At 58.2% G+C, this 22934-nt stretch carries 21 protein-coding genes; 15 read left to right on the top strand and 6 right to left on the bottom strand.

Annotation, left to right across the window (positions count from 1 at the left end; genetic code table 11):
• Positions 1-66 precede the first annotated feature (66 nt).
• Positions 67-573 (bottom strand): RNA polymerase sigma factor, encoded by a 507-nt coding sequence (locus ACYQ12_RS05220; RefSeq protein WP_459868708.1) that lies wholly within the window; start codon positions 571-573, stop codon positions 67-69.
• A 122-nt stretch (positions 574-695) separates the two neighbouring features.
• Positions 696-2828 carry a TonB-dependent siderophore receptor gene (locus ACYQ12_RS05225; RefSeq protein WP_459868711.1) on the bottom strand — a complete coding sequence of 711 codons (2133 nt, stop codon included), beginning with the start codon at positions 2826-2828 and terminating at the stop codon, positions 696-698.
• 190 nt (positions 2829-3018) lie between these two features.
• On the opposite strand from ACYQ12_RS05225, the gene ACYQ12_RS05230 reads away from it, so the two are divergent.
• On the top strand, positions 3019-5100 hold the full coding sequence (locus ACYQ12_RS05230) for a site-specific DNA-methyltransferase (protein ID WP_459868714.1): 2082 nt from the start codon (positions 3019-3021) through the stop codon (positions 5098-5100).
• Positions 5101-5112: 12 nt separating this feature from the next.
• A complete protein-coding gene (locus tag ACYQ12_RS05235) occupies positions 5113-8010 on the top strand; it encodes a restriction endonuclease (RefSeq protein WP_459868717.1) in 2898 nt (965 codons plus the stop codon).
• A 15-nt stretch (positions 8011-8025) separates the two neighbouring features.
• On the opposite strand, the gene ACYQ12_RS05240 is transcribed toward ACYQ12_RS05235, so the two are convergent.
• A complete protein-coding gene (locus ACYQ12_RS05240; protein ID WP_459868720.1) occupies positions 8026-8781 on the bottom strand; it encodes a hypothetical protein in 756 nt (251 codons plus the stop codon).
• A 349-nt stretch (positions 8782-9130) separates the two neighbouring features.
• On the opposite strand from ACYQ12_RS05240, the gene ACYQ12_RS05245 reads away from it, so the two are divergent.
• On the top strand, positions 9131-10813 hold the full coding sequence (locus tag ACYQ12_RS05245; RefSeq protein ID WP_459868723.1) for a methyl-accepting chemotaxis protein: 1683 nt from the start codon (positions 9131-9133) through the stop codon (positions 10811-10813).
• Positions 10814-11174: 361 nt separating this feature from the next.
• On the opposite strand, the gene ACYQ12_RS05250 is transcribed toward ACYQ12_RS05245, so the two are convergent.
• The 3 genes from ACYQ12_RS05250 to ACYQ12_RS05260 form a co-directional block, all read right to left on the bottom strand.
• Positions 11175-12053, bottom strand: a complete 879-nt coding sequence (locus ACYQ12_RS05250) for a hypothetical protein (protein WP_459868726.1) — start codon at positions 12051-12053, stop codon at positions 11175-11177.
• 25 nt (positions 12054-12078) lie between these two features.
• Positions 12079-13035: a DUF2726 domain-containing protein gene (locus tag ACYQ12_RS05255; protein WP_459868729.1), complete on the bottom strand. Its 957-nt coding sequence runs from the start codon at positions 13033-13035 to the stop codon at positions 12079-12081.
• A gap of 87 nt (positions 13036-13122) precedes the next feature.
• Positions 13123-13419, bottom strand: coding sequence for a helix-turn-helix domain-containing protein (locus ACYQ12_RS05260; RefSeq protein ID WP_459868732.1), 297 nt, complete (start codon positions 13417-13419; stop codon positions 13123-13125).
• Between the two features lie 116 nt (positions 13420-13535).
• Here ACYQ12_RS05260 and ACYQ12_RS05265 point away from each other — a divergent pair, with 116 nt between their 5' ends.
• The 12 genes from ACYQ12_RS05265 to ACYQ12_RS05320 all read left to right on the top strand — a co-directional run bounded on the left by ACYQ12_RS05265 (position 13536) and on the right by ACYQ12_RS05320 (position 22748).
• Entirely contained in the window at positions 13536-13742 is a 207-nt protein-coding gene (locus ACYQ12_RS05265; RefSeq protein WP_459868735.1) for a helix-turn-helix domain-containing protein, read from the top strand.
• A gap of 289 nt (positions 13743-14031) precedes the next feature.
• Positions 14032-14247: a hypothetical protein gene (locus tag ACYQ12_RS05270; protein ID WP_459868738.1), complete on the top strand. Its 216-nt coding sequence runs from the start codon at positions 14032-14034 to the stop codon at positions 14245-14247.
• A 374-nt stretch (positions 14248-14621) separates the two neighbouring features.
• Positions 14622-14942, top strand: coding sequence for a hypothetical protein (locus ACYQ12_RS05275; protein ID WP_459868741.1), 321 nt, complete (start codon positions 14622-14624; stop codon positions 14940-14942).
• A 15-nt stretch (positions 14943-14957) separates the two neighbouring features.
• Complete coding sequence (locus ACYQ12_RS05280; RefSeq protein ID WP_459868744.1) at positions 14958-15062, top strand: tail virion protein G7P-2; 105 nt, start codon at positions 14958-14960, stop codon at positions 15060-15062.
• A 103-nt stretch (positions 15063-15165) separates the two neighbouring features.
• Positions 15166-15444, top strand: coding sequence for a major coat protein (locus ACYQ12_RS05285; protein WP_459868747.1), 279 nt, complete (start codon positions 15166-15168; stop codon positions 15442-15444).
• 71 nt (positions 15445-15515) lie between these two features.
• Positions 15516-16946, top strand: coding sequence for a hypothetical protein (locus tag ACYQ12_RS05290; RefSeq protein ID WP_459868750.1), 1431 nt, complete (start codon positions 15516-15518; stop codon positions 16944-16946).
• A 12-nt stretch (positions 16947-16958) separates the two neighbouring features.
• Positions 16959-17312 carry a DUF5455 family protein gene (locus ACYQ12_RS05295; protein WP_459868753.1) on the top strand — a complete coding sequence of 118 codons (354 nt, stop codon included), beginning with the start codon at positions 16959-16961 and terminating at the stop codon, positions 17310-17312.
• Positions 17312-18376 carry a zonular occludens toxin domain-containing protein gene (locus tag ACYQ12_RS05300; RefSeq protein ID WP_459868756.1) on the top strand — a complete coding sequence of 355 codons (1065 nt, stop codon included), beginning with the start codon at positions 17312-17314 and terminating at the stop codon, positions 18374-18376. Before ACYQ12_RS05295 ends, ACYQ12_RS05300 begins: the two co-directional genes overlap by 1 nt.
• Positions 18357-19613, top strand: a complete 1257-nt coding sequence (locus tag ACYQ12_RS05305) for a secretin N-terminal domain-containing protein (protein WP_459868759.1) — start codon at positions 18357-18359, stop codon at positions 19611-19613. The genes ACYQ12_RS05300 and ACYQ12_RS05305 overlap by 20 nt, the downstream gene beginning before the upstream one ends.
• A complete protein-coding gene (locus ACYQ12_RS05310; RefSeq protein WP_459868761.1) occupies positions 19610-20329 on the top strand; it encodes a TraX family protein in 720 nt (239 codons plus the stop codon). The genes ACYQ12_RS05305 and ACYQ12_RS05310 overlap by 4 nt, the downstream gene beginning before the upstream one ends.
• A gap of 70 nt (positions 20330-20399) precedes the next feature.
• Entirely contained in the window at positions 20400-21695 is a 1296-nt protein-coding gene (locus ACYQ12_RS05315) for a hypothetical protein (protein ID WP_459868764.1), read from the top strand.
• 3 nt (positions 21696-21698) lie between these two features.
• Positions 21699-22748, top strand: coding sequence for a phage integrase (locus ACYQ12_RS05320; RefSeq protein WP_459868767.1), 1050 nt, complete (start codon positions 21699-21701; stop codon positions 22746-22748).
• The last annotated feature ends 186 nt before the right edge of the window (positions 22749-22934 follow it).

The raw sequence follows: 22934 nt of genomic DNA on the forward strand, positions 1-22934 counted from the left end.
GAAAGATATCGGTGCTGTCCGAAGGAGGAATGACCGGGCGCAATCGTAATCCATGCCCTGCGGTTGTCAAAATGAGGTTTCACCCAGATGGGCCCGACAGTGCTGCAGCGCCTGTTGAACGTAGCGCCCCGCCATGCGCTCGGAAACCCCCAGGCGCTGGCCGATCTCGCGTTGGGTAAGCCCCTCCAGGCGATGCCAGATCAGCGCCTGGCGCTGGCGTGTCGGGAGCCGCTCCAGCATGTCCCGCATCCATTGTCGGCACTGGGCATGGCGGGTGGCCGTTTCGGGGCAGCTCGAGGCGCTTTCCAGCAACAGCTCGGGGGCGTCGAGGGGCAGCATGAGCGGCTGGGTGCGGGAATGTCGCTGGTAGTCGATCAGCAGGTTGCGGGTAATGCGAAACAGGTAAGCCCGGGGATTGTGCAGCGGTATGCGCGGTGTCGTCCGGCACAAGCGAAGATAGACCTCGTGACATAGGTCGTCGGCAAGATCGGGGGAGCCGAGTCGACGGGCTAGATAACCGGTGAGTTCACGCGAGTGCCGATGAAAGAGCTGATCGAGCGGTTGGGCGGTCATGACGTCTCAGCAAGGCGTAAACGAACAGACCTCTCATCATGCATAAAATGATACGCATTATCAATTGGTGGCGTGTTGTATTCTGACTGCCGGCATGCCCTGAGCATGCCGGCAGATCGAAACTAGAAGCGATAGCTCAGCGTGGCGCGAACGCTGCGCTCCTCACCGAAATAGCAGTAGTTGAGGTCGTAGCAGGAGGCGACATACTCCTTGTCGAGCAGGTTGGTGACGTTGAGGCGAGCCGAGACACCTTGCAGGCCCAACTGGCCGAGATCGTAACGAAGCATGGCGTCGACCAGCGTGTAGTCGGGTACCTTTTCGGTGTTCTCTTCATCGGCATAGATGTCGGCGTAATAGCGTACACCGAGCCCCGCACCGAGACCGGCCAGCGCGCCGCGAGTCACGGCATAGTCGCCCCATAGCGAAAGCTGGTGGCGAGGCACCTGATTGGCGGTGTTGCCTTCGGTGTCGTCCTCCGTTTCCTGATAGGTCACGTCGGTATAGCTGTAACCGGCCTGGAGGCGAAGATTGTCGGTGAGCTGGGTATGCGCCTCCAGCTCGATGCCCTGGGATTCGATCTCGCCCACGGCGCGATAGAAACTCTCGTTGGGGTCCTTGGTCGAGACGTTCTCCTGAGTGATGTGAAACAGCGAAACCGTGTATTGATCACGCGTGCCGAGCGGCTGGTACTTGAGACCGGTCTCGATCTGCTTCCCTTCGGTGGGCGCGAGTAGGTCACCGTGCTGATCCGTGGTGGCATTGGGTGCAAAGGATGTCGAGTAGCTGACGTAGGGGGCGACACCGTTGTCGAACAGATAGAGCAGCCCGGCGCGTCCGCTGAACTGGGTGTCATCCAGCTCGCTGGCGTTGCCACTGTCACGGTCGGTGTTTTCGATGTCGACCCAGTCGTGACGTGCGCCCAGCGATAGACGCCAGTTCCCCAGGGCCAACTGATCCTGAAGATAGATCCCGGTCTGCTTCAGCTCGCGCCGCTCCCGGGTGGCCGGGTACAGAGCCGTAGGCTCGGCGCCATACTGCGGGTCGAAGGCATCGAGCGTGGGGAAGGCGCCGGAGGGCCAGGCGACGTCGTTCTCGCGCTCCTGGTAGTCGGCCCCCAGCAGCACGGTGTGCTCGATGAAGCCGCTCCGCAGGTGCGCCTCGAGCTGGTTGTCCAGCGTCCAGGCCTGCAGGGACTCGTCGCCGCCCGAGTAATAACGGTAGAGCTCGGTATCGGTGGCCCAGCCGTATGCATAGACCTGGTTCATCTCGACATCGGCGTCCAGATAGCGCAACTTCTGACGGCCGGTCCAGCTGTCGCTGAAACGATGCTCGAGATCGTAGCCGACCATGCGCTGGGTACGTTCGAACTTTTCGTAGTCCTCCTCGCCCTCGAAGAAGGTATTGGAAATATGGCGTCCTGCCCGGCTCTCGATGGTTCCTTCATACGGCAGGCCGGAATGATAGCCGCCCTCCGGTTCGTGTTGCAGGTAGGCGAGGAAGGTCACGCTGGTGGCATCGGTCACATCCCACGTAATCGACGGCGCAATGGCGTAGCGTTCCTCCTCGACCGGACCGAACTGGGTGTCGGCGGCGCTGGCCAGGCCCACCAGGCGATAGGCGACCCGGCTTTCGTCGCCGAGCGGGCCGGTAAGGTCGAAAGCGGCACTGCGCTGGTCGCGATTGCCGGCCATGAAACGCACCTCGCCACTGTTCTCGAATTCAGGGCGCTTGCTGTTCAGGGCCACCAGTCCGCCCGGCGATGCGCGGCCGTAGAGGACCGAGGCCGGCCCCTTGACCACTTCGATGCTCTCCAGAAAATACGGATCGATGACCATTGAGCTGTAGGAACCGCTGTCGCCCATCAGCTTGAGTCCATCGAGGAAGGTATTGTTGATACTGCCGTCGGAGAAGCCGCGCAGTACCAGATAGTCGTAACGATTTGAGGCGCCGATCTGATTGGTGAAGACGCCGGGCGTGTAATTGGCGGCACGTTGTACGCTCTGCGCGCCTTTCTCTTCGATATCCTCGCGATCGATGACGGAGATTGCCTGGGGCGTCTCGATGAAGGGCGTTTCGGTCTTGGTGGCGGCCTGGCCGGTCACCGTCACGGGGGCCAGGGTGACGGCATCGTTTTGTCGGACATCGTGCTGTTGGACATCGGCCTGGCCCCAGACAGCCGTCAGCGACAGACCGGCGTAGACGGTGACACCGGTGAGAGCAGCATGGGTCTTTCGGTACTGGATCTTTCGGTACATCGCGAAGGGTTTCCTTGAATGAGCTTGTTTTTAATGCAAATCGTTGTTATTTGCAGCCTTGCTGACAAGGAAGACGAACCGGGGAGGGATTTCTGAACCGCAGGCAGGAAATAGTACAATGAGTCGCCAATCGGCCTTTCGCGTTCCCGAAAGCACGCGATGCGCAGCCTCAAGCCAATGAAGTGACGCCATGCCTGATCATCATCCCCAACGACTCACCACCTCCCTCGACATCGGGGCGAACGGGCGGGAGAAGCTCAGATCGCTGTTTCCCGGCGTGTTCACCGAGACGCAGGATTCACGCGGCGAGCCGGTCGAGAGTCTCGATTTCGACAAGCTGAAGGCCGAGCTGGGCACTTTCACCGAATCTTTCGAGGCACGCCGCGAGCGTTACGGGCTCGAGTGGCCGGGCAAGCGCGAGGCGCTCAGGCTCGCCCAGATGCCCAGTCATGCCACACTCAAGCCTCAGCGCGAAGCATCGGTGGCCTTCGACGCCTCGCGTAACCTGTTTCTCGAAGGCGATAATCTGGAAGTGCTGAAGCTGCTGCAGAAGCCTTATCACGCCAAGGTGAAGCTGATCCATATCGACCCGCCATACAACACGGCCGGCGATTTTATCTATGCCGATCGCTTCGCCGAGCCGCTTCAGGCATATCTCGCCTACACGGGGCAGACGGATGCCCAGGGCCGTCACTTCACCACCGCGAACGAGCAGGACGGCCGTTATCATAGCCGCTGGCTCAGCATGATCTATCCACGGCTCTATCTGGCGCGGAATCTGCTGGCGGACGATGGCGTGATCCTGATCCACATCGATGAACACGAGGCGGACAATCTGCGCCTGGTCATGAACGAACTGTTCGGGGCGGAGAATGATCTGGGCGAAATCATCTGGGACAAGCGCAATCCCAAGGGGGATTCGACGCGCATTGCCAGCCAGCACGAACGGCTGCTGGCCTATGCCAAGGATCGCACGGCGCTGCGGGAGGCGCGCCCGCTCAAGCGGCCCAAGGCCAATGCCGAGCGCATGATGGCCAAGGCGGCCCAACTGATGCAGAAAGTGGGCACGACGCTGGTGCCCACGGACCTGGAGGAGGTGATTCGCAAGTACGGTCTGGCGCTTGACGCCAGCGACTTTGCACGCGCCTATACCCTGGACGATGCTCGCCGGGACTATCGGGAGTGGCTTGCCAGACAGGACGTTTCGGGGGGCGAGGCGGCATATCGCCATCTCGATGAGCAGGGAGAGATCTACCGTACCGTGTCCATGGCCTGGCCGAACAAGAAAACCGCGCCGGACGAATACTTCGCGCCGCTGATCCATCCCGTCACGCGCAAGGCCTGCCCGGTTCCCGCCCGTGGCTGGCGCAATCCTCCGGCCAGGATGGCGGCGCTTCTCGAGGCCGGCATGATCGTCTTCGGCGAAGACGAGACCAGGCAGCCCGAGCGCAAGTACTACCTGAAAGACAACATGCTGGAGAACGTGCCGTCGGTGCTTCCCTTCGGCGGCAGCGACGATGCCCTGCTGAGGCGACTCGGCATCCCGTTCGACAACCCCAAGCCGGTCGCGCTGGTCACGTCGCTGATCGCCCATTTCACTGGCGGCGAGGGGCTGGTCCTCGATTTCTTTGCCGGCTCCGCGACCGTGGGGCATGCCTGCCTCGAACTGCAGCAGGCGGGGCATGCCGTCGAGTTCATCCTCGTGCAGTTGCCTGAAAAGCTCGACGCCTCGCGAGCGGAGCAGAAGGCGGGCGTACGCTTCTGTCGCGAGCAGGGGATGGCGGAGAACATTGCGGAAATCGCCAAGGAGCGCCTGCGCCGGGTCATTGCCGGATATCCGCAGCAGGGCGGGGTGGCCGCGGGATTTCGCGTGTATACCCTAGCGGCATCGAACTTCCGGTCCTGGCAGGCGCCTGATGCCCGAACGTCGCCCGAGGCGCTGATCGAACAGCTCGAGCTGCACGTCGACCACGTCGATCCCCATGCCTCGTCGGAGGAATTGCTCTGCGAGATCCTGCTCAAGGCCGGCGTTGCGCTCACCGAGTCGATCGAGTTGCGCAACATGGCCGGGCTGCCGGTCTATTGCGTTGCCCGAGGGGAGTGGCTTATTTGCCTGTCCCGGCAGGTGACGCCGATGCTGATCGAGGCGGTGGCGAAAGCGGCTCCGGCGCAGTTCCTCTGCCTGGACGCGGCGTTTTCCGGCGACGATGCGTTCAAGGCGAATGCCGCACGGGGATTTGCCGCGCGGCGGATCCTTTTCCGCACGGTCTAGAGGAGCGGGACGTTGAAGCTGCAATTCGATGCCGAGCTGGACTATCAGCACGAGGCGATCCGCGCGGTGACCAATCTCTTCGAGGGTATGCCTGCGTCGCCGGAAACCGCTCACACGACGCTGGGGATCGCCAACCCCTCACTGCTGGCGCCGTCGGCACTGTTCGCCAACCTGCATCGTGTTCAGGCCCGTCATGATGTGCCCCTGTCGCCTGCGCTACAGGACGCGGAACCCGACTACTCCTTCCCCAACTTCTCGATAGAGATGGAGACGGGTACGGGCAAGACCTACGTCTATCTTCGTACCCTTTTCGAACTCAACCGACGCTATGGCCTGCGCAAGTTCATCATCGTCGTGCCCTCGGTGGCGATCCGCGAGGGGGTGCTGAGCACCCTGCGCCTCATGCGCGAGCATCTCGGAGGGCTGTACGAGAACGTCGCCTCCGACAGCTTCGTCTATCAGTCGAACGACCTGAGCCGGGTCCGGCGCTTCGCTGCCAGCAACACCCTGCAGATCATGGTGATCAACATCCAATCCTTTCAGAAGGAGACGGAAACAGCGGCCAACGTGATTCACCGTGAGCAGGACACTCTAGCCGGCCTCAAGCCGATCGATCTCGTACGGAGCACACGTCCGGTCGTCGTCATCGACGAACCGCAAAGCGTCGACACCACGACCAGGTCTCGGGCTGCCATTGCCGGCTTGAATCCTCTGTTCTGCCTGCGCTACTCGGCCACGCATGTGCGGCCTTACCATCTGCTGTATCGGCTCGGCCCGGTGCGTGCCTACGACCTCGGCCTGGTCAAGCAGATCGAGGTGGTGGCTATCGGCGATTCGCACGACTACAACCGTACTCTGGTACGCCTGGACTGGGTGGGGCATGTCGGACGTGACAGAGTCCCCCGGAGCAAGGTCACGCTCTATGCCAACACCCCGGATGGGCCGCGCACTCGCCAGGTGACGCTCACGCGGGGAGCCGATCTGACACGGTATACCGATCGGCCGGACTACGCCGGCTTCTTGGTCACCGACATCAGCGCTGAACCCGGCAACGAGTATGTCGAGTTCGCCAACGGCGAGATCGTCAGGCTGCACCGGGAGAGCGGCGGCGTGCTCGAGGAGCGCATGAAAAGCCAGCTTCGGGCGACTCTCGAGTGTCACTTCGCCAAGGAGAAGGCGCTCAGGACCCGAGGTATCAAGGTGCTGTCGCTGTTCTTCATCGATCGGGTCAGCGACTATCGGTACTACGACGGGAGTGGCAAGGCCCTCAAGGGCAAGCTGGCGCAGTGGTTCGAGCAGCTCTATGAGGAGATCGCCGCCCAGCCGGACTATCGGGACGTGATTCCCCACCGTGCCGCAGAGGTGCACGACGGTTACTTTTCCGTCGATCGTCGCAAGGGCCGGCCGACAGCGCTGCTGGACACCAGCGGGCGGACGGCGAAGGACGACGACACCTACCGGCTGATCATGCAGGACAAGGCGCGGCTGCTGTCGCCTGAGGAGCCTCTGCGCTTCATCTTCAGTCACTCTGCGTTACGCGAAGGGTGGGACAATCCGAACGTCTTCCAGATCTGTACCCTGCGTGAAACCGGCACTGAGCGTGAGCGTCGCCAGACGATCGGACGCGGGCTGCGTCTGCCTGTCGATCAGATGGGCAAGCGTGTCCACGATGCCCAGGTCAACCGTCTGACGGTGATTGCCAACGAGCCCTTCCGGGACTTCGCCAGCGGCCTGCAGGCTGACATCGAGCGTGCCATCGATCCCAGCGGACGCTTCAAGTTCGGATGTGTTCCGCCATTGGCTTTCACCTCCCTGGCCGACAAATCCGGTGCAGGCCGCCTCTCGCCGGAACAGTCCCGCAGGCTCTGGATGCATCTGCAGGAGGTGGGCGTGCTCGATTCGGCCGGGCAGATCCTGACACTCCCTGCCGCGCGCGACCTCGGGCTGACGCTTCCCGATGAGTTCGAGACGCTGGAGACTGCCGTTGCCACCCGCTTGCAGCAGTTCCAGCCCCGGCCGTTCGTCAAGGATGCCCGGCAGCGCAGAAGCGTGCGCTACAACGAGCGTGTGGCGCTGAATCCCCAATTCAAGGCGTTATGGGAGCGAATCGGCCAAAAAACGCGCTATCTTCTTGCGTTCGATACGGCTGAGCTCGTCGCCGATGCTGCGCAGAGAATCAACCGGATGGCCGCGATCCCGCCCGTGACGATCGAGATGACCCGACGAGACGTGAAGATTAACGCCGCCGGAGTCGCGGGGCGCGAGGTGGTGTCCCGGCATGCCTACACTGTCGACAACGCCCGGCCCTTGCCTGACATACTCAGGTTCCTGCAGCGCGAGACCGAGCTGACGCGGGCGAGTCTGGTGGCGATTCTCAAGGCTTGCGGACGGCTGGGGGACTTTGCGCGCAATCCGCAGCTGTTCATGACCGAAGCCGCCAGACAAATCCATCGCGCGATGCAAGAGCTGGGCGTGGCGGGTATCAGATACGAAGCGATAGCCGGACAACGCTACGAGATGCGCCTGTTCGAGGAGAAGACGGTGGAGGAGTACTGCGACCGCCTGTACCAGGTACAACGTCAGGACGATCGTAGCCTCCATGATGCCATCATTTGCGACTCCGAGGCGGAGCGGGCCATTGCTGCAACGCTGGACGCCGACGATCGCGTGAAGTTTTTCTGCCGGCTGCCGCACTGGTTCAGGATCCCGACCCCGCTGGGCGACTACACGCCCGACTGGGCGCTCGTCGTCGAGGAGGGCGAGACGATTCGCTATCTCGTCAGGGAGGCCCGGCTTGGCTCTGAACGTGACGACTTACAGCGCAAGGCGGCATGTGCCCAAGCGCATTTCGAGGCCTTGGGCGTCGATTTCAAACTGACAAGCCCTCTCGATGAGCTTGCCGGGAAATGAAAGGGCTCTCTGCGATCATGTCTGAAGGACAGTATAGTGGCCGTTCACGAACGCTTGGAAATCCACGATACCCAGTCGTTGGGGGGTATCGTGATTCCAATACCGGAACAGCGACAGGCGAGACGCATCGTCATGGAACCGCGGTCTCGTTTGCCGCAGGTTGTATGCGATAGTGAAATGCCACCCAGTGGTATGGCTGACGGCACAGAGCAGATTGAAATTGGCATAGTCCGCCCGGTAGGGCGCCCATTTCTCGAGCGGTATGTAAGAGCGCTTGAGTTCGATGATCTCCGTTGGCGTACCGTCTTCGCCGAGTCTGAGCAGGTCGATATCGCTGACCTTGATGGCACCCAGGTTCTCCCTCTGCCACTTGTGATAAGCGCTGCTGGTGGCATCGTTGACGCTCTTGCCGCAGGCCCCGGCGGTGACGGGGAGCCCGAAGCGCTGATAAATCGCCTTCAACCTGTCCAGACCGATCGTCACGGGTGGAACGTTCATGGTGCTTATCGAAACGCTGTCGATGACCGGCACCCTGTCATCGAAGCCGACCAGGACATGCGGTAACCGGGCCGCTTCGGCAAGCGTACCAAACGCCGTAATGACTCGTTCCTGCCGGCTCCAGGAGGCCCCGTAGGCCATTACCAGCAGCCGAGGTACCCCGGCCGCGTCGGCGTATACCAGTATCCAGGCGTTACCCGAAACCCAGACGAACGAATGCTCGCGTGTCTGCATCAACGTCTCGTAGACGGCATTGGTTCTGTAGTAGTTCACCTGAGACTCCGTAAAGACCGAGGAGAGCGGGCAGCCGTACGCAGGCACCATTGCCTATCGGTTGGCTTCGAGGCGTTATCGAAACCTAACATTAGCGAAGCTTGATTGAAAGTTGCGCTTCGCGCCTTTCAACTCGGCAGCTGGCGTTTGCCTGATCTCGATTTCCAGGGGGGCCGGGTGAATGATCATGGGAGTCTTGGTGGCAGTACATGAAGGGGAGGGCGGTAGGACCCGAGAGACACACTTTGCCTATGGATTATTAAGATTTATTGCAGAGATATCACGCTTAAGTATTGAGGGAGGGAGCCGATAATAGAGGGAATTCTTCCTCTCTCAAGTGGTAATCAGCATGCTGAATCGAATCAGAATAGGAACCAGGCTTGGTGTTTCCTTCGGTATCATGTCATTGTTGCTTTTAGGTGTCTTTGGTGCGGGATTGTTGGGGCTGGATTCAATAAAGAGCACAGCGAACGTTACTTTTGAAAGGGACATCGCCCTGGATTCCAACGCTGCACAAGTTCAACAGATTGCTTTGCAGCAAAGACGCTATGAAAAAGATATTTTTATTAATATCAATGACTTGGATAAAGTGGCCTCGTATTACAAAAAATGGAGCAATGCCCAGAGCGATCTTGGAGTCGCTTTGAAGGAGGGGCAGGGTCTAGCGGATTCGGAAGAAATAAAAGGATTGTATCGTGAAGCAGAGGATGCCCTTCAAGGTTACATTAGTGGTTTCGATGAAGTTTATAAAAGAATCCTGAATGGTGATCTTTCTGATACTGCCAATGCTAATAAAGCCTTTGGCGAATACAAGCAGGAGATTTATCGCTTGGAGGAACTCGCCGATAATATCGAAGCAGCAGTGTCGGCGAGGGTGGTATTAGCTAAAGAGAGCATAAACCAACAGTATGATGTTGTATTCTGGGCTTTAATCGCCTTCGCAGGTATTGCATTAACCTTTGCAGCGCTGCTGGCTTACGTTATCACTCGTAGTATCGTGCGCCCGTTGCACCGTGCGGTGGAGGTGGCCCAGCGCGTCGCTGAAGGCGACCTCACATCAAGGATCGAACATCAGGGTGACGATGAAATCGCTCTGTTGCTTGGTGCCTTGAGAGAAATGCAGGACAAGCTCAGCGAACTGGTTCGTTCTCTGCGTCTCAGCAGTGAGAGTGTCTTCACTGGCGCAGGGGAGATCGCCACTGGCAATCAGGATCTATCGACACGTACTGAAGAGCAGGCTGCAGCCCTTCAGGAAACGGCATCCAGCATGGAACAAATGGCGTCCACCGTACGCCAGAATACCCATGCTGCGGTCGAGGCCGACCGCCTGTCCGCCAGTGCCTCGGAGGCGGCTGAGGCAGGCGGGAAAGAGGTAGACATTACCGTCGAGCTAATGAAGGAGATTGCCCAAAGCTCTCACAAGATCAATGAAATCGTGGGCGTCATCGACTCGATCGCTTTCCAGACCAACATTCTGGCGTTGAATGCGTCTGTAGAAGCGGCACGTGCAGGTGAGCATGGCCGTGGTTTTGCCGTGGTTGCCAGTGAGGTTCGTTCATTGGCGAGTCGTAGCGCGGAATCCGCCAAGGAAATTCGTGTGATGATAGAGTCGACGACCACCCAGATCATCAAGGGCGCAGAGCAGGCCGAACGTAGTGGGCAAACGATGAATCAGACCGTAGACTCGATTCGTCAGGTGTCCGACTTGATGAAGGAAATTTCTTTAGCGACACGTGAGCAGAACAGCGGGATCGAACAGGTCAATGTCGCTCTGACACAGATGGATTCCGTGACCCAGCAGAACGCCTCGTTGGTACAGCAAGCAAGTGCCGCCGCCGCTTCTCTCGAGGACCAGGCCAAGCATCTGGCTGGACTGATATCCACCTTCAAGATCATTGACGCCGCCGTTCGGGGTGAAATAGCCCAGAAAACGCAATCAGTTGCCTCGACGCGTCACCTGTCCAAGCCAACCGCTTCCAGGAGTGTGGCTGTGCAAGACAAAACAGCCAAAGAAGAGTGGGACGTATTTTAAGGCTACGGAATAGCTTAAGGACACCGCCGTTTTATTGAATCTTTGCCCCAATGATTAAAGGAAATCGCTTCACAACACGCTTGTGTAGCGATTTTCCACGTTGAAGCTCTGCAGCGAGATGGTGGGCCCAGTAGGACTTGAACCTACGACCAAGGGATTATGAGGGCCGTCTAAAGACGCTCGCTTTGGCACATTGGTAGCAAAATCAGTTGACTAGGGGAGGGGAGCATGCCATTGCGGCTCGCAATGGCATGAAGATGTTGACATTTGTCGACAGGCCGGAGATCGCATCAGAATATTTACTTGATATTTTATTTTTTAATAACAACGTAGTGGGGTATTAAATTTATAGTAATGATGGTTAAATTCTTATATTTGTCGAAATAACGAAGGCAGTAACTAGAAGTATTACTGAGTATGAAAATAACTTGTCATTTCTATATTCAATAGACTCCTGCTCCAAGCTTTTTTGTTCGTTGCTAAACAGATCAACGAATAGTTCGTATTCTGAGTTGCAACCGAATTTTTCATTGAGTGTTTCTATGTCTATGCTGTCTTTATCATTAAGTATTTTCCCTCTTATGTTTTCGAAATCTTCACGTATTGTGTTGATCCTTTTTTCTAGTTCTTCTAGTTTCTTTTGAGATTCTTTTGATGGATTGAATTTTTCGTAATCGTTCCATTTTACAACCATTTGGTTAAACGAGGTGCTTAATTTTATAAAAGATAGATACAATGATGATATCTTTTTATCTACGTTCATTACATGTCTATCATGTTCCTTTGAAAGATATTCATACTCAGATGATTTTATCTGGAATAATTGCATAAAAACATTAGATTTTGGATTGTCTGGAGCCTTTAAGTTAACTTCCTGTACGCTATTGAATATTTTTTCATATGATGTTTTTATCTCTTTATATTTCTGGTTTATGCTATGCATTGTTTTCTTGTCTTGTTCTAGCAAAATTGCGCCACCTGTTATTTCCTTTGATAAGGATATGTATTCTAAAATAGAGCTTTTGAAGCTTTCTTTTAAAGTTGCCCTTTCATTTCTAAAGTGTAGCTCTCTGTTTGTAGCGCTTGACATATAAGTGAATAAGGAGGCTATTATAGTGCCTGAAATTATTGCTGTTGAGCTTGGTTGGATGAATTCATAATTTAAATTGGCTATTCCTAATGCTACTCCAGACACGACTGACAATGGATAAAAAGCTATGTGAATTTTCGCAATACTCATTGCTGATATACGTCTCTTTTTAATGTTAGAATGAAGAGTTATAAGCTTTATATAGCTGTTTTCTTTTTGGCGCGACTTCTATTTTTTTGTCGGCATGATTTATTTTCATCCTTTCCAGCCTGATCCCCGCCACCTCACAAGCTTGATCAAGAATCCTGTCCCGCTTCATCCGATCAGCCCGCTTATGGCTGGGGTCGTCCAGCTCCAAGGCGCAGAAAATACGGAAATCATCCTTCTCGCATAGAACATAATCGAAGTGCCACTGGGACAGTTGCCTGAACAGCGAAGCAAATTCCTTGCTTCTCCGGTGGTACTTCTGGGTATTCGGCTGGATCAGATCGACGACACGGACTTGGCAGAAGATGTGGTAGCGGTCGCCATAGCCTCGCTCCAGAACCTTGTAGACATCACGCTCGGTAGGGGACATGAGATGCGTTTTGCCGATGTAGGCATCGCCCAGGTCCATCAGGTCCTCGGAGTAGTTTCTATCGCTATCCTTGTTGTGCGTGGATTTAGAAGTCTCATATAAGTCATCCTCTTTCGCTGTCAGGCTTTCCTTTACGGTTGGCTCTTGTTTTTCATTTCCTTCTTGCCAGCCTTTCTTGAGGTCTTCCCAATCACGCCGTAGCTCTGTACCAACTGTTTTTGCGTTTCCTTTATAATTTACGTCAAAAAGATTGTTGATGCGCCTATTGAAAGCCTTTTCTATTGGTTCCAAAAAAACGAAGATTGCACTGTAAGTTACGGCAGTGATGATAAAAAATCCTATGAATGGATTTTGTTGGGCTATAAGAAAAGCTAGGAAGACATTCGTCTTAATCATGAAAAATATCATAGACAACATGATGGTGATACATAGTGCCATTCTTGTTTTATAAAACCGCTTGGTACCTACTCCTAGCCAGAGGCTTAACCAACCCCCTGCTAATATACCAAGGCCCGCGACCAAGAATGCTTTACTCAGCGAAAGTAGTTCGTTCATGCTTTCCCCTGCAATAATCTGTTATTACTTATATCTAATATAATTATTAACACCCACCCCTATACCAACTATCCGCAATCCGCCTGGCTAGTCGGTATCCGTTCCCGTTGGCTTAAAGTCTTTGCGTGCCTTCTCTATTTCCGGACTGATCTGCCCAGCTTCTTCGTTGATTTGGTCGGTCATTAGCCACAACGTGTACTTAGTAAATGCGTTCGTGACTTGTAACAGAACCTTGCCTGAAGGGGCATTCTTGCCCTGTTCAAGCCTAATTAAAGTGTTCTTGGGTATGCCGGTGACGTCGCTGAACTCCTGACGTCCCATTCCTTCGGCGTCTCTCAAGGCACGGATTTTTTCGCCAATTGCTATTGACGCATGATCATCCATGATTATACTCACCAATGAGTGTGATCATTCATGATTACCTTAGCCATAACACAAAACGTGTCACTTCCCACATTTTGGTGACATTACCACAACGTGCTACAGCGAGCAGGTACGACATGGAAACGAGCAGTTCGCCCCAGGTCCCGGCCATCGTGCCACTCATGACCGTCGAGCGATTCGCCGAGCTTTCCGGCCTCTCTCCCGACACCGTCCGGGGGCAGCTCCAGCAGGGCAATTTGCCGATTTTCAAGATTGGCCGCCGTCGTCTCGTCAATGTCGCACTGCTCACGGCGGAATGCCTCGGCGCGGAGGACTGGGCATGATCACCTTCCGTACCGTGACCGACTCCCTGGATGACACCACCGCCCGGGTACGTACCACCTGCAACAGCGCCACGCCTCACGCCGCCATCCCGGCTGGCGCGCCCGCTGCCGTTTCTATCGTTGCCCCCGTTTACGCTGACGCCTCCCCCCGAGTTCCCAGCGATTCGGCCCCCGTGGTGCCCCACACCTCGTTCCCGACAGCCACCGGGGTCGCTTTTTATTCCCGCGCGCTTACGCGTCCACTCCTGGATGCGCAGCGCCCCCAGACCACCCCCACGAGGAACACCCAATGACCTTGTCGAACAGCAAAAAGCAGCCCGTTCGCGTGTTCCTGGAACAGGACGACCACTCCCGGTTCCTGGTCCAGGCCGGCACGCACCGCCTGACCCCCTCGGCCCTCGGCGAATGCCTCTTCCAGGACGGCCTCGCCCGCCTGGAGCGCGGCGACCTCTCCGCACTCCCCGAGGCTGCCCACGCCACCCCGCGACCCGGCTCGGAGGGCTGAAAGATGTTTGTGCCTGCCCGTCACCCGTCGCCCATCGGTCGCACGGCTCCCCGAGTCGGCGACGGCCCCGCCGTCACACCTCGCGCAGCGACGGTTGACGGCGGGGTCGGCGTCGACTGCCGTGCGGGCCGACAGATGGGCGCACGGGTAGGGCAGGGACACGCCTGCCCGGAACCCCGAGCCTTGAGGGAGCGGGCCTGCCGGTGTCTCCAAGGCCGCGACTACGGCAGCGCCGCGCTCCTCTACGCCCAGGCCGAACACCTCACCCGGATGCTCTACCCCGAGTCATCCGACCCCCTAGAGCTCGCCGTGCTCGCTCACCACTGCCAAACCCAAGCAGCCCAGCACACACGCTAACGAAGGAAGACACGACCATGATCAACACCATCACCGCCCGCGTCATCGGCGCCATGCGCTACTCCATGGACAACGGCGTCAAGGGCGCCAAGCTCACCCTCATGAACGAAGCCGACGGCAGCAACGACAACCGCGTCGGCTATGAAGTCATGACCATCTCCGCGCCCTACGAGATTCTCGACCAACTGCGGCCCCACGCCCCGCACATGCCCTGCAACCTCGAGATCGACGCCGAGATGCGCGTCACCCAGGGCAAGATGACCATGCACGCCATCGCCGTGCGCAAACCCACCCACGGCTCCGGCACCCCCGCCAAAGCCGAAGCCAAAGCCAGCTAACAGGAATTGCGAGCCATGGCCCTGGACCCTGAACAGTTCAACAGCCTATGGCTCCTGATTTATTGCATCGGGCTCGTCGCCGTCTTCGGGCTCGGCGCAATAAAAGGGGGCCAGCGATGATGGAAGTCCCGCAAATCATCGGCACCCTCATGACCGCCTACGCCCTCGGTTGGGTGTGGGGAAAATCCATGCTTGCCTTCAAGCGCTTTATGGAAGTCTCGATATGACCATCGCAACCCAACTCAAGTCCTCCATTGCCAAGACTCGCGCCCTGGCAGCCAACACTCGGACCAAAGCCACCGCCCTCGGCACACTGGCCTTCGTATCCGCCGGCTCCGCGTTCGCCTCCGGCACCGAAACCTCCGCCGCCCAACAAGCCTTCGACGAACTGCAAAGCCAGGCCGCCGACATGGCCTCCAGCGCCTGGCCGGTGGTCACCGCCATCGTCGGCTCGCTGCTCGCCATCGGCCTGTTCAAGAAGTTCGCCCACAAGGCCAGCTGATCGGCCTCACGGCACACCGGGGGCCACAAGTTGGCCCCTTTTTTAATCTTAAATATTGAGGGTTAATAATAATGTCTGTTCGATTTTTTAAGCTGGGATTATTATTGGCTCTTTTATTTTTTGCATTTTATTCCTCTTTTGCGTCTGCTGGTATTGTATGGACTAAAACAACGCAATATAAACGCTATGGCATTGGTGGCAGCCCTGATTATATGAGTTTATGCTATGCTAAAGCTTTGTCTTATAGTACTGCCTCTCCCGGGTCTTTGAGTTCTCCGTCTAAAATTAAGGCTTATTCTGTCCCTGATCCGTCCATGTCTGTTCCCGATGGTGTTGCTTATTATTGTAATGTATATCGCGGACATTGTACTGCGTGGTCCGGCAGTAGTTGGGATGAATGTACGGCTGAGCAGGAGGATGAGGCATTTAAAGATCCTTCAGTTGTGGAGCCGGATGACGTCATGTTTGGTCGCCCTTATACAGATGAACAATGCCAGTCAGTATATGGCGGTGTTGGATCGTATAAAAATACGGTTATATCATCGGAGGGTGATCGTGTAGCAAATTTGGGGGCGTGTGTAGCATATACGACTGGTGTATCTGTTATTACCGGAGATGGAGAGGTTTTTGGCGAATGGAGTGCGGTGTCTACGGGTAATGTTATGCCATCTCCTGGTGATGCTGATGGCACTTTTTCGACGGTAGATGTAACTATTCCGGATTATTTAACTGAATCGCCAGATTGCCAGGCTAGTTGTATGACGGTTGATGGCGTTACATATGAGGTTGATCAGTCTGAAATAGATAGTGGTAACGTTTCTTATTTTGATCCGGGCGGCTCGTCTGACGGTGGTACGGGCGGTGATACGGGTGGTGATACGGGCGGTGATACCGGCGGCAATAATGGCGGCTCTTCCGGTGGGGATAACGATGGCGGTTCCACCGGGGGAGGCTCCAGTGGCGGCGGTTCCAGTGGTGGAGGCAGTATCGACTGGGGCGAGGATGATGCCCCGACCGGCTCGGAAGACTCCGGCAGCGGCGATATCGTCAACGCCATCAACTCCCTCAAATCGGCAATGAAGACCGGCTTCGACGGCCTGGTCGACAAGCTCACCGAGAACCAGGACGGCAATATCCAGCAGTTTGCCGACGGTGCCCCCTCCCAGGCGGACTACGACGCCAAGTTCGGCAGCCAGGCCGATCATGAAGCCGACATGCTCTCGAAGCTCCAGGAAACCGAGGGCGAACTCACCGGCCTGATCGACGGCTCCGGCTCCGAGTTTCAGACCTGGTACGACCGGATGGGCGGCTACTTCGGCCAGTACTTCCCCATGATCCCCGAGCCCAGCTGTTCCCCGCTGGTCTTCGCGCCGGGCAAGCCGTACTCCTTCACCATCGAATGCCGCATCTTCGAACTGATCCGCTCGGCGCTGGCCTGGATTCTCGGCGTGTTCACCATCTGGGTGGTGCTGTCCTCGATGTTTTCGGCCCGGCCTCACTAAAGGAGACACGCAATGATCCCGGTAGCAGCAGCGGCAGGTATCTGGGCGGCCCTGGTCTCGGCGGTTGCCGAGGGCTCCTTCCTTGCCCACGTCTGGATTTTCAGCATCAAGCTTTCGGTTCGCCTGGCCCTGTTCATGATCAAGGTCGGCGCATTGCTGATCATCATCGGCGTGATCGGTCAGGGCGTTCAGGAGGCATTGGAAAGCTTCAACCTGGTGCTGCCGCCCATGCTCGAGGACGGCATCTCTCGCATCCTGCCGGGCAACTTTATCCTGTGCCTGTCAGCCATCATCACCGCCAAGCTGCTGGTCTTTACCTTCGCCGTGTCCAGCCGCCTGATTTCCCTGTTCCTGAGTGACTTCTAATGGCCGTCTACGTCGTCACCGGCAAGCTCGGCGCCGGCAAGACCCTGGTCGCGGTGGGCAAGATCAAGGACAAGCTCAACCGCGGCTGCAAGGTCGCCACTAACCTCGACATTCGCCTCGACAAGCTCATCGGCGAGAAGGCCCGGCAGACTCGCTTCCACCGCATCCCCGACAAGCCCACCCTCGACGATCTGGAAGCGATAGGGCGGGGTACCGAGTCCTACGACGAGAACAGGAACGGCCTGCTGGTGCTCGACGAGTGCGGCACCTGGTTCAACGCCCGCAGCTGGAACGACAAGTCCCGCCAGGACGTCATCAACTGGTTCCTGCACGCCCGTAAACTCGGCTGGGACATCATCTTCCTCATCCAGGATCTCTCGATCATGGACAAGCAGGCCCGCGTCGCGCTGGCCGAGCATGTCGTCTACTGCCGCCGCCTGGACCGTCTCTCGCTGCCTTTCATCGGTGCGCTCTGGTCGATGTTCGCCGGGGGCAAGATCCCCATGCCCAAGGTCCACCTGGGCATCGTCAAATACGGCGATTCGCCCACCTCGATCATCGTCGAACGCTGGACCTATACCGGGCGCCGCCTGTATCCGGCCTACGACACCAAGCAGGCCTTCTCCGACCACTACCCCCACGGCACCTACAGCCAACTGCCGCCCTGGTACACCCACGGCAGGTTCCGCGTTCCGCACAACGCGAGGTACTACATGAGAATGACCCGTATCGTCTGGAAGCGCTTCAACCGGCCCCTGGTCGGCCTCGCCTCCTTCCTGCTCGGCATCTTCCTGACGGTTTCCGTTCTGGTCGTCGACGAGGTCAACGCCCGATCCACCGAACCCGCCTCACCGCAGCCCCAACAGGATCTCTCGGCCTTCACGCACTACCACATCACCGGCTACGCCCGCCTGGGTGACGCCATTACCTACCGCCTCCTGGACCGCGACAACCGGCCCCTCACCAGTGACGACCTGGAACGCCAAGGCTTCCGCCTCGTCCCGATGGGTGCCTGCCAGCTCCGCCTTGAACAGGGAACCGACCATGTGGACCTCACCTGCTAGCCAACTGACTGTCGGCATTGTCTTCGCCGTGTTGTCGGCAATGTCTTACGCCGAGCCTATCGAACTCCAGCACGCCGATGTGCGCGACTTCGTGCGCTGGTATGCCGAGAAGACTGACACCGCGCTGGCCATCGATCCCGCCGTCGACGGCACCCTGACCGTCTACGCCCCCGACGTCAGCGACGCCCAGTTGCCCGAGTTCTTCGAAGGCGTCATGCACGCCCACGGCTACGCGATCGTGCCCGGCAACCCGCCGACTCTCGTCCCGGCGCACCCGCAAAACGATTTCCTCCAAGAAGTCGACGTGCCCACCGAACCGGTCGCCTCTCGCGTCCTGCCGGTGGCCCACCTGCGCGCCGCCGATCTCGCGCCCCTGGTCACCGCCTTCCTGGCACGCTCCACCCCCGGCAGCGTCACCGCCTCGCAAGCCCAGGTGCTCAATGCCGCCAATGCGCTCCTGGTCAACGGGCCCGAGGAACGTCTCGACGATCTCGAGCGGCTGCTACCGCAGTTCGACGTCATCCATCCCCAGGTACTGATCCGCGCCATCCTCTTCGAAACCACCCAGGGCGACAGTTTCGACCTCGGCGTCGCGCTCGGCTCAGCCTCCGGCAGCAAACTGGCCGGGGGCTTCAACACCAACAACCTCGGCACCACGCTCTCGGTCCCCGGCGGGTCCTTCGGCATCTTCGACGGCAACGTCCTGGCGCTGGCCATCAACGCACTCCAGCGCGACTCCCAGGCCAAGGTCCTCTCCACCCCGCAGATCCTCACGCTCTCCGGGCAGGCCGGGCGTATCTCCGTGGGCCAGAACGTGCCCTTCGTCACCGGGCGCGTCACTGGCGAAGCGGCCAGCGTCGACAACCCGTTCCAGACCATCGAGCGCCGCGATGTCGGGGTCAGCCTCGCCGTCACTCCGGTGGTCACCACCTCGGGACTGGTGATCATGGACGTCAGGACCCAGGCCGACAGCCTCAGCGACTCCCTGGAGGCCTCCGACATCATCACCAACCAGCGCTCGATCACCACCACCGTCCAGATCCAGTCCGGCCAGACCCTCCTCCTGGGCGGGCTCGTCAGCGACGAAACCAGCGAACAGACCTCCAGCGTCCCCGGCGTTTCCTCGCTCCCGTGGATCGGCCGCCTGTTCCGCAACACCTCGACCGGCCACGATCACCGCAAGCTCTACGTCCTGCTGCAAGCCACCGTTCTGCCCACGCAAGGAGCCGCCTCATGACCGTCCGCAACCACTGGATCAGCTGGGGCCAATGGCTCGCCCTGATCACCATGACCGCCGAGCACATCGTCCGCTGGTTGATTCCCGATGCCGGGCACGTCGAGTTCTGGGCCATCCTGGTCGGGCGCATCGCCTTTCCGCTGTTCGCCGGGATGGTCGCCTGGCACGCCTGCTTCAACACCCGCAACCCGTACCGCTATGCCGTCCGCGTGCTGTTGATCGGCCTGATCGCTCAGCTTCCTTACGCCTACGTCCGCCACGCCAGCGATCTGCCGTTCCAGCTCAACGTCTGCTTTACCCTGGGCATCAGCCTGCTCGCGGCGGCCGTCTACCTGGGCCTGTCGTCGCGCACCTCTCGAGCGTTCTACACCGGCGCCGCGCTCCTGGTCTGGTTCTTCCTCGGCCAATGGTTCGAATACGAACAGTTCGGCCTGCTGCTGGTCCCGGCGTTCATGGCGGCGTTTCACTACCCGCGCCAGCTCGCCGCCCTCGCGCCGCTCCTGATGCTCACCTTGGTCATCAACGCCCACCCGGCCTACAGCCTCGTCAGCATGGCCACCGCCGGCGTCCTGGTCCTGATCGCCCAGGACACCCTACGCCCGCGCATGAGCCTGCCCGCCATGCCGCGTCAACTCTGGCTGGCCTGGTACCCGCTGCATTTTGCGCTGATCGCGTTGGTCATGGTGGGCATGGAGGTGGCGAGACCCTCCCTGTAACACGTCTCGCAACTTAGCAAAGCGCACCTTCGTAGAAGCTCGTTACAGCACGTTAGAAGGATTAGGAAAAATGAACCGTTGGGAACGCTACTCGCTGGAATCACTTACCAAGGGTGAACAGGACGAATTCGGCCGACTGTTTATCAGTCCCAAAGGGCAGCGCGAACTCTCGCGCATCAATCTGCTGCATGCCGGCATCGACACCATCCGTCAGCTCTACCGCGGCCAGCCGATCATGTCCCTGTTCGAGTGCATCATCAGTACCTATCACGAAGGCCGGGGCGCCACGCTGAGACTCTTTGACACGCTCTGGGCCGTGGGTGCCGGGGCCACTGGCTCAGGCTTTCGCTACCGCCTGCAGAACAACGAACTCGGCGTCATCATCTTCCTCGGGGCGCGTCACGCCAAGCTCGACGGCATCGGCACCCACGTCAAAATCGAACTCTCGCCCCACTTCATCCACGAACGGGGCAGCGAAGAGACGCAACGCTTCCTGGACTGCATTGCCGCCCAACTGCTCGACGAGTGCGAACCCATCGGCTGTGCCATTCATCTCGCCCTGGACGTGCAGGGCTGGGAACCGCCCAAGGACTTCATGGAGCGCTTCGTCACGCGTTCGAAGAAGGTCATGCGCATCGACGGTATCGACGACATGGAATTCGATCTCTCCAGCATCGCCGCCACCTATGGGCGTGGGGAAACCATGATGTTCGGCAAGGCCGGTGCGCTCCAGGCCTGTATCTACAACAAGACCAAGCAGGCCCACGCCGTCGACAAGATCCATTTCTGGGAAGGCATCTGGCAGGAAGCCGCCGACGACGAGCCTCTGTCCAGCGCCTATGATCCCGACTTGGACGTCTGGCGTATCGAGATGCGCTTTCACCAGTCCGTGCTCCGCGAGTTCGCCCAGGGCGTACCCTGCAACCCCGACACCGGCGAAGAACTCGACATGAACCACGGCTTCAAGCGCTTCCTCGACGTCGTGCCACACCTCACCGGTATCTGGCGCTCCGCGCTGCAAAGCCACCGACTCGACCACACCAGGAACCTGATCGACGCCGCATGGCAACTCTTCCAGGAGGACCCGCGCTTCCTCGCCCAGCCTCCGCACTTCCTCTACAAGCGCAAGCGCAAAGCGGCCGGGATCGGCAACGAGAAAAACGTCGCCCTGGTCGTGGGGAATCTCATCTCGCTCTATGCCCGCCAAGGCTTCACCGTCGCCCAGGCCATCCGGGGCATGCACCACTGCGGCGTCTGGGACCAGATCGCCGAATACTTCCGACACCGAGGCATCGGCGCCGATGCCTTCCGAAAGCTGATAGGTCAGAAGCTCATAGAACGACGATTGTTAGGCAGGGCCGCATAAGCGATGGCAATAAGGCGGGTAAAGACAGGCTGGCAGGTTGATATTCAACCTGGTGGGCGAGGGTTCAAGCGCTATCGCAAGACCTTCAAGACCCAGGCCGAGGCCAAGCGATTTGAAGCCAAGGTGACAGCGACGGTTGCCATGGGGGAGGAGTACACGCCACCCAAGCGGGATCGGCGTCGCCTGCTGGATCTCGTGCAGCTGTGGTACGACATGCATGGCACCACGCTCAAGGATGGCAAAGCCCGGCTCAAGAAGCTGTTCCAACTGACAGCATTGATGGGCAACCCCGTAGCGATAACGATACGGCCTGCCGATGTGGCTCGCTTTCGCCAGACGCGCATTGACCAGGGCATTTCACCCAATACGGCCAACCATGACATCGCTTACCTACGCGCTGTTTTCAACCTGGCGATTCGCATGGGGGAGTGGAAGGGCGATAACCCCTTCGCCACCGTCAAGGCTATCCGGTTGCCTGAACGCGAGCTGGCTTATCTCACCCAGGAACAGATCGACATGCTATTTGCAGAGCTCCAGGAATCCCGAAACCCTGACGTGTTGCTTATCGCCACGTTATGTCTGGCGACCGGGGCCCGTTGGAGTGAAGCCCAGACCCTGCGAAGCGAGAATGTTCGGGACGGTCGAGTCTCCTACATCGGGACCAAGAACGGGCGCAGCCGCTCCATACCCATTTCGCCCGAGCTTTACCGTCGTCTCAAGGCTCATGGCCGTCGGATCGGCAGGCTCTTTCCCCACGATGCCTACCAGGCGTTTACCAATGCACTGAACCGGACGGGCATCGAACTGCCCAAGGGGCAACGCACGCATGTGCTGCGGCATACTTTTGCTAGCCACTTCATGATGAACGGCGGCAATCTGTTGACGTTACAGAAGATTCTCGGGCACCAGTCGATCCAGATGACCATGCGCTACGCTCATATGTCACCTGATCACCTGACAGAAGCGGTCAGATTTGGCCCGCAGATGTCGGTTGACACAATGTTGACACCGGGGGAGAAATACAGCGGAGCCAAGGGGCAGAAGGGAAGGTAAACCATTGATTTTATGGTGGGCCCAGTAGGACTTGAACCTACGACCAAGGGATTATGAGTACGGACCGTAGCGCTCCCGCTAGCTCTCACCCGCTATCAGTGGGTTTACGTAAGATACTGATTATAGTGAGTTTTCACCCCAAAACACCTATCCTTAACTATCATCGGGTCTCCCCCAATAGCCCGG

The organism is Halomonas shantousis, from assembly GCF_054654615.1.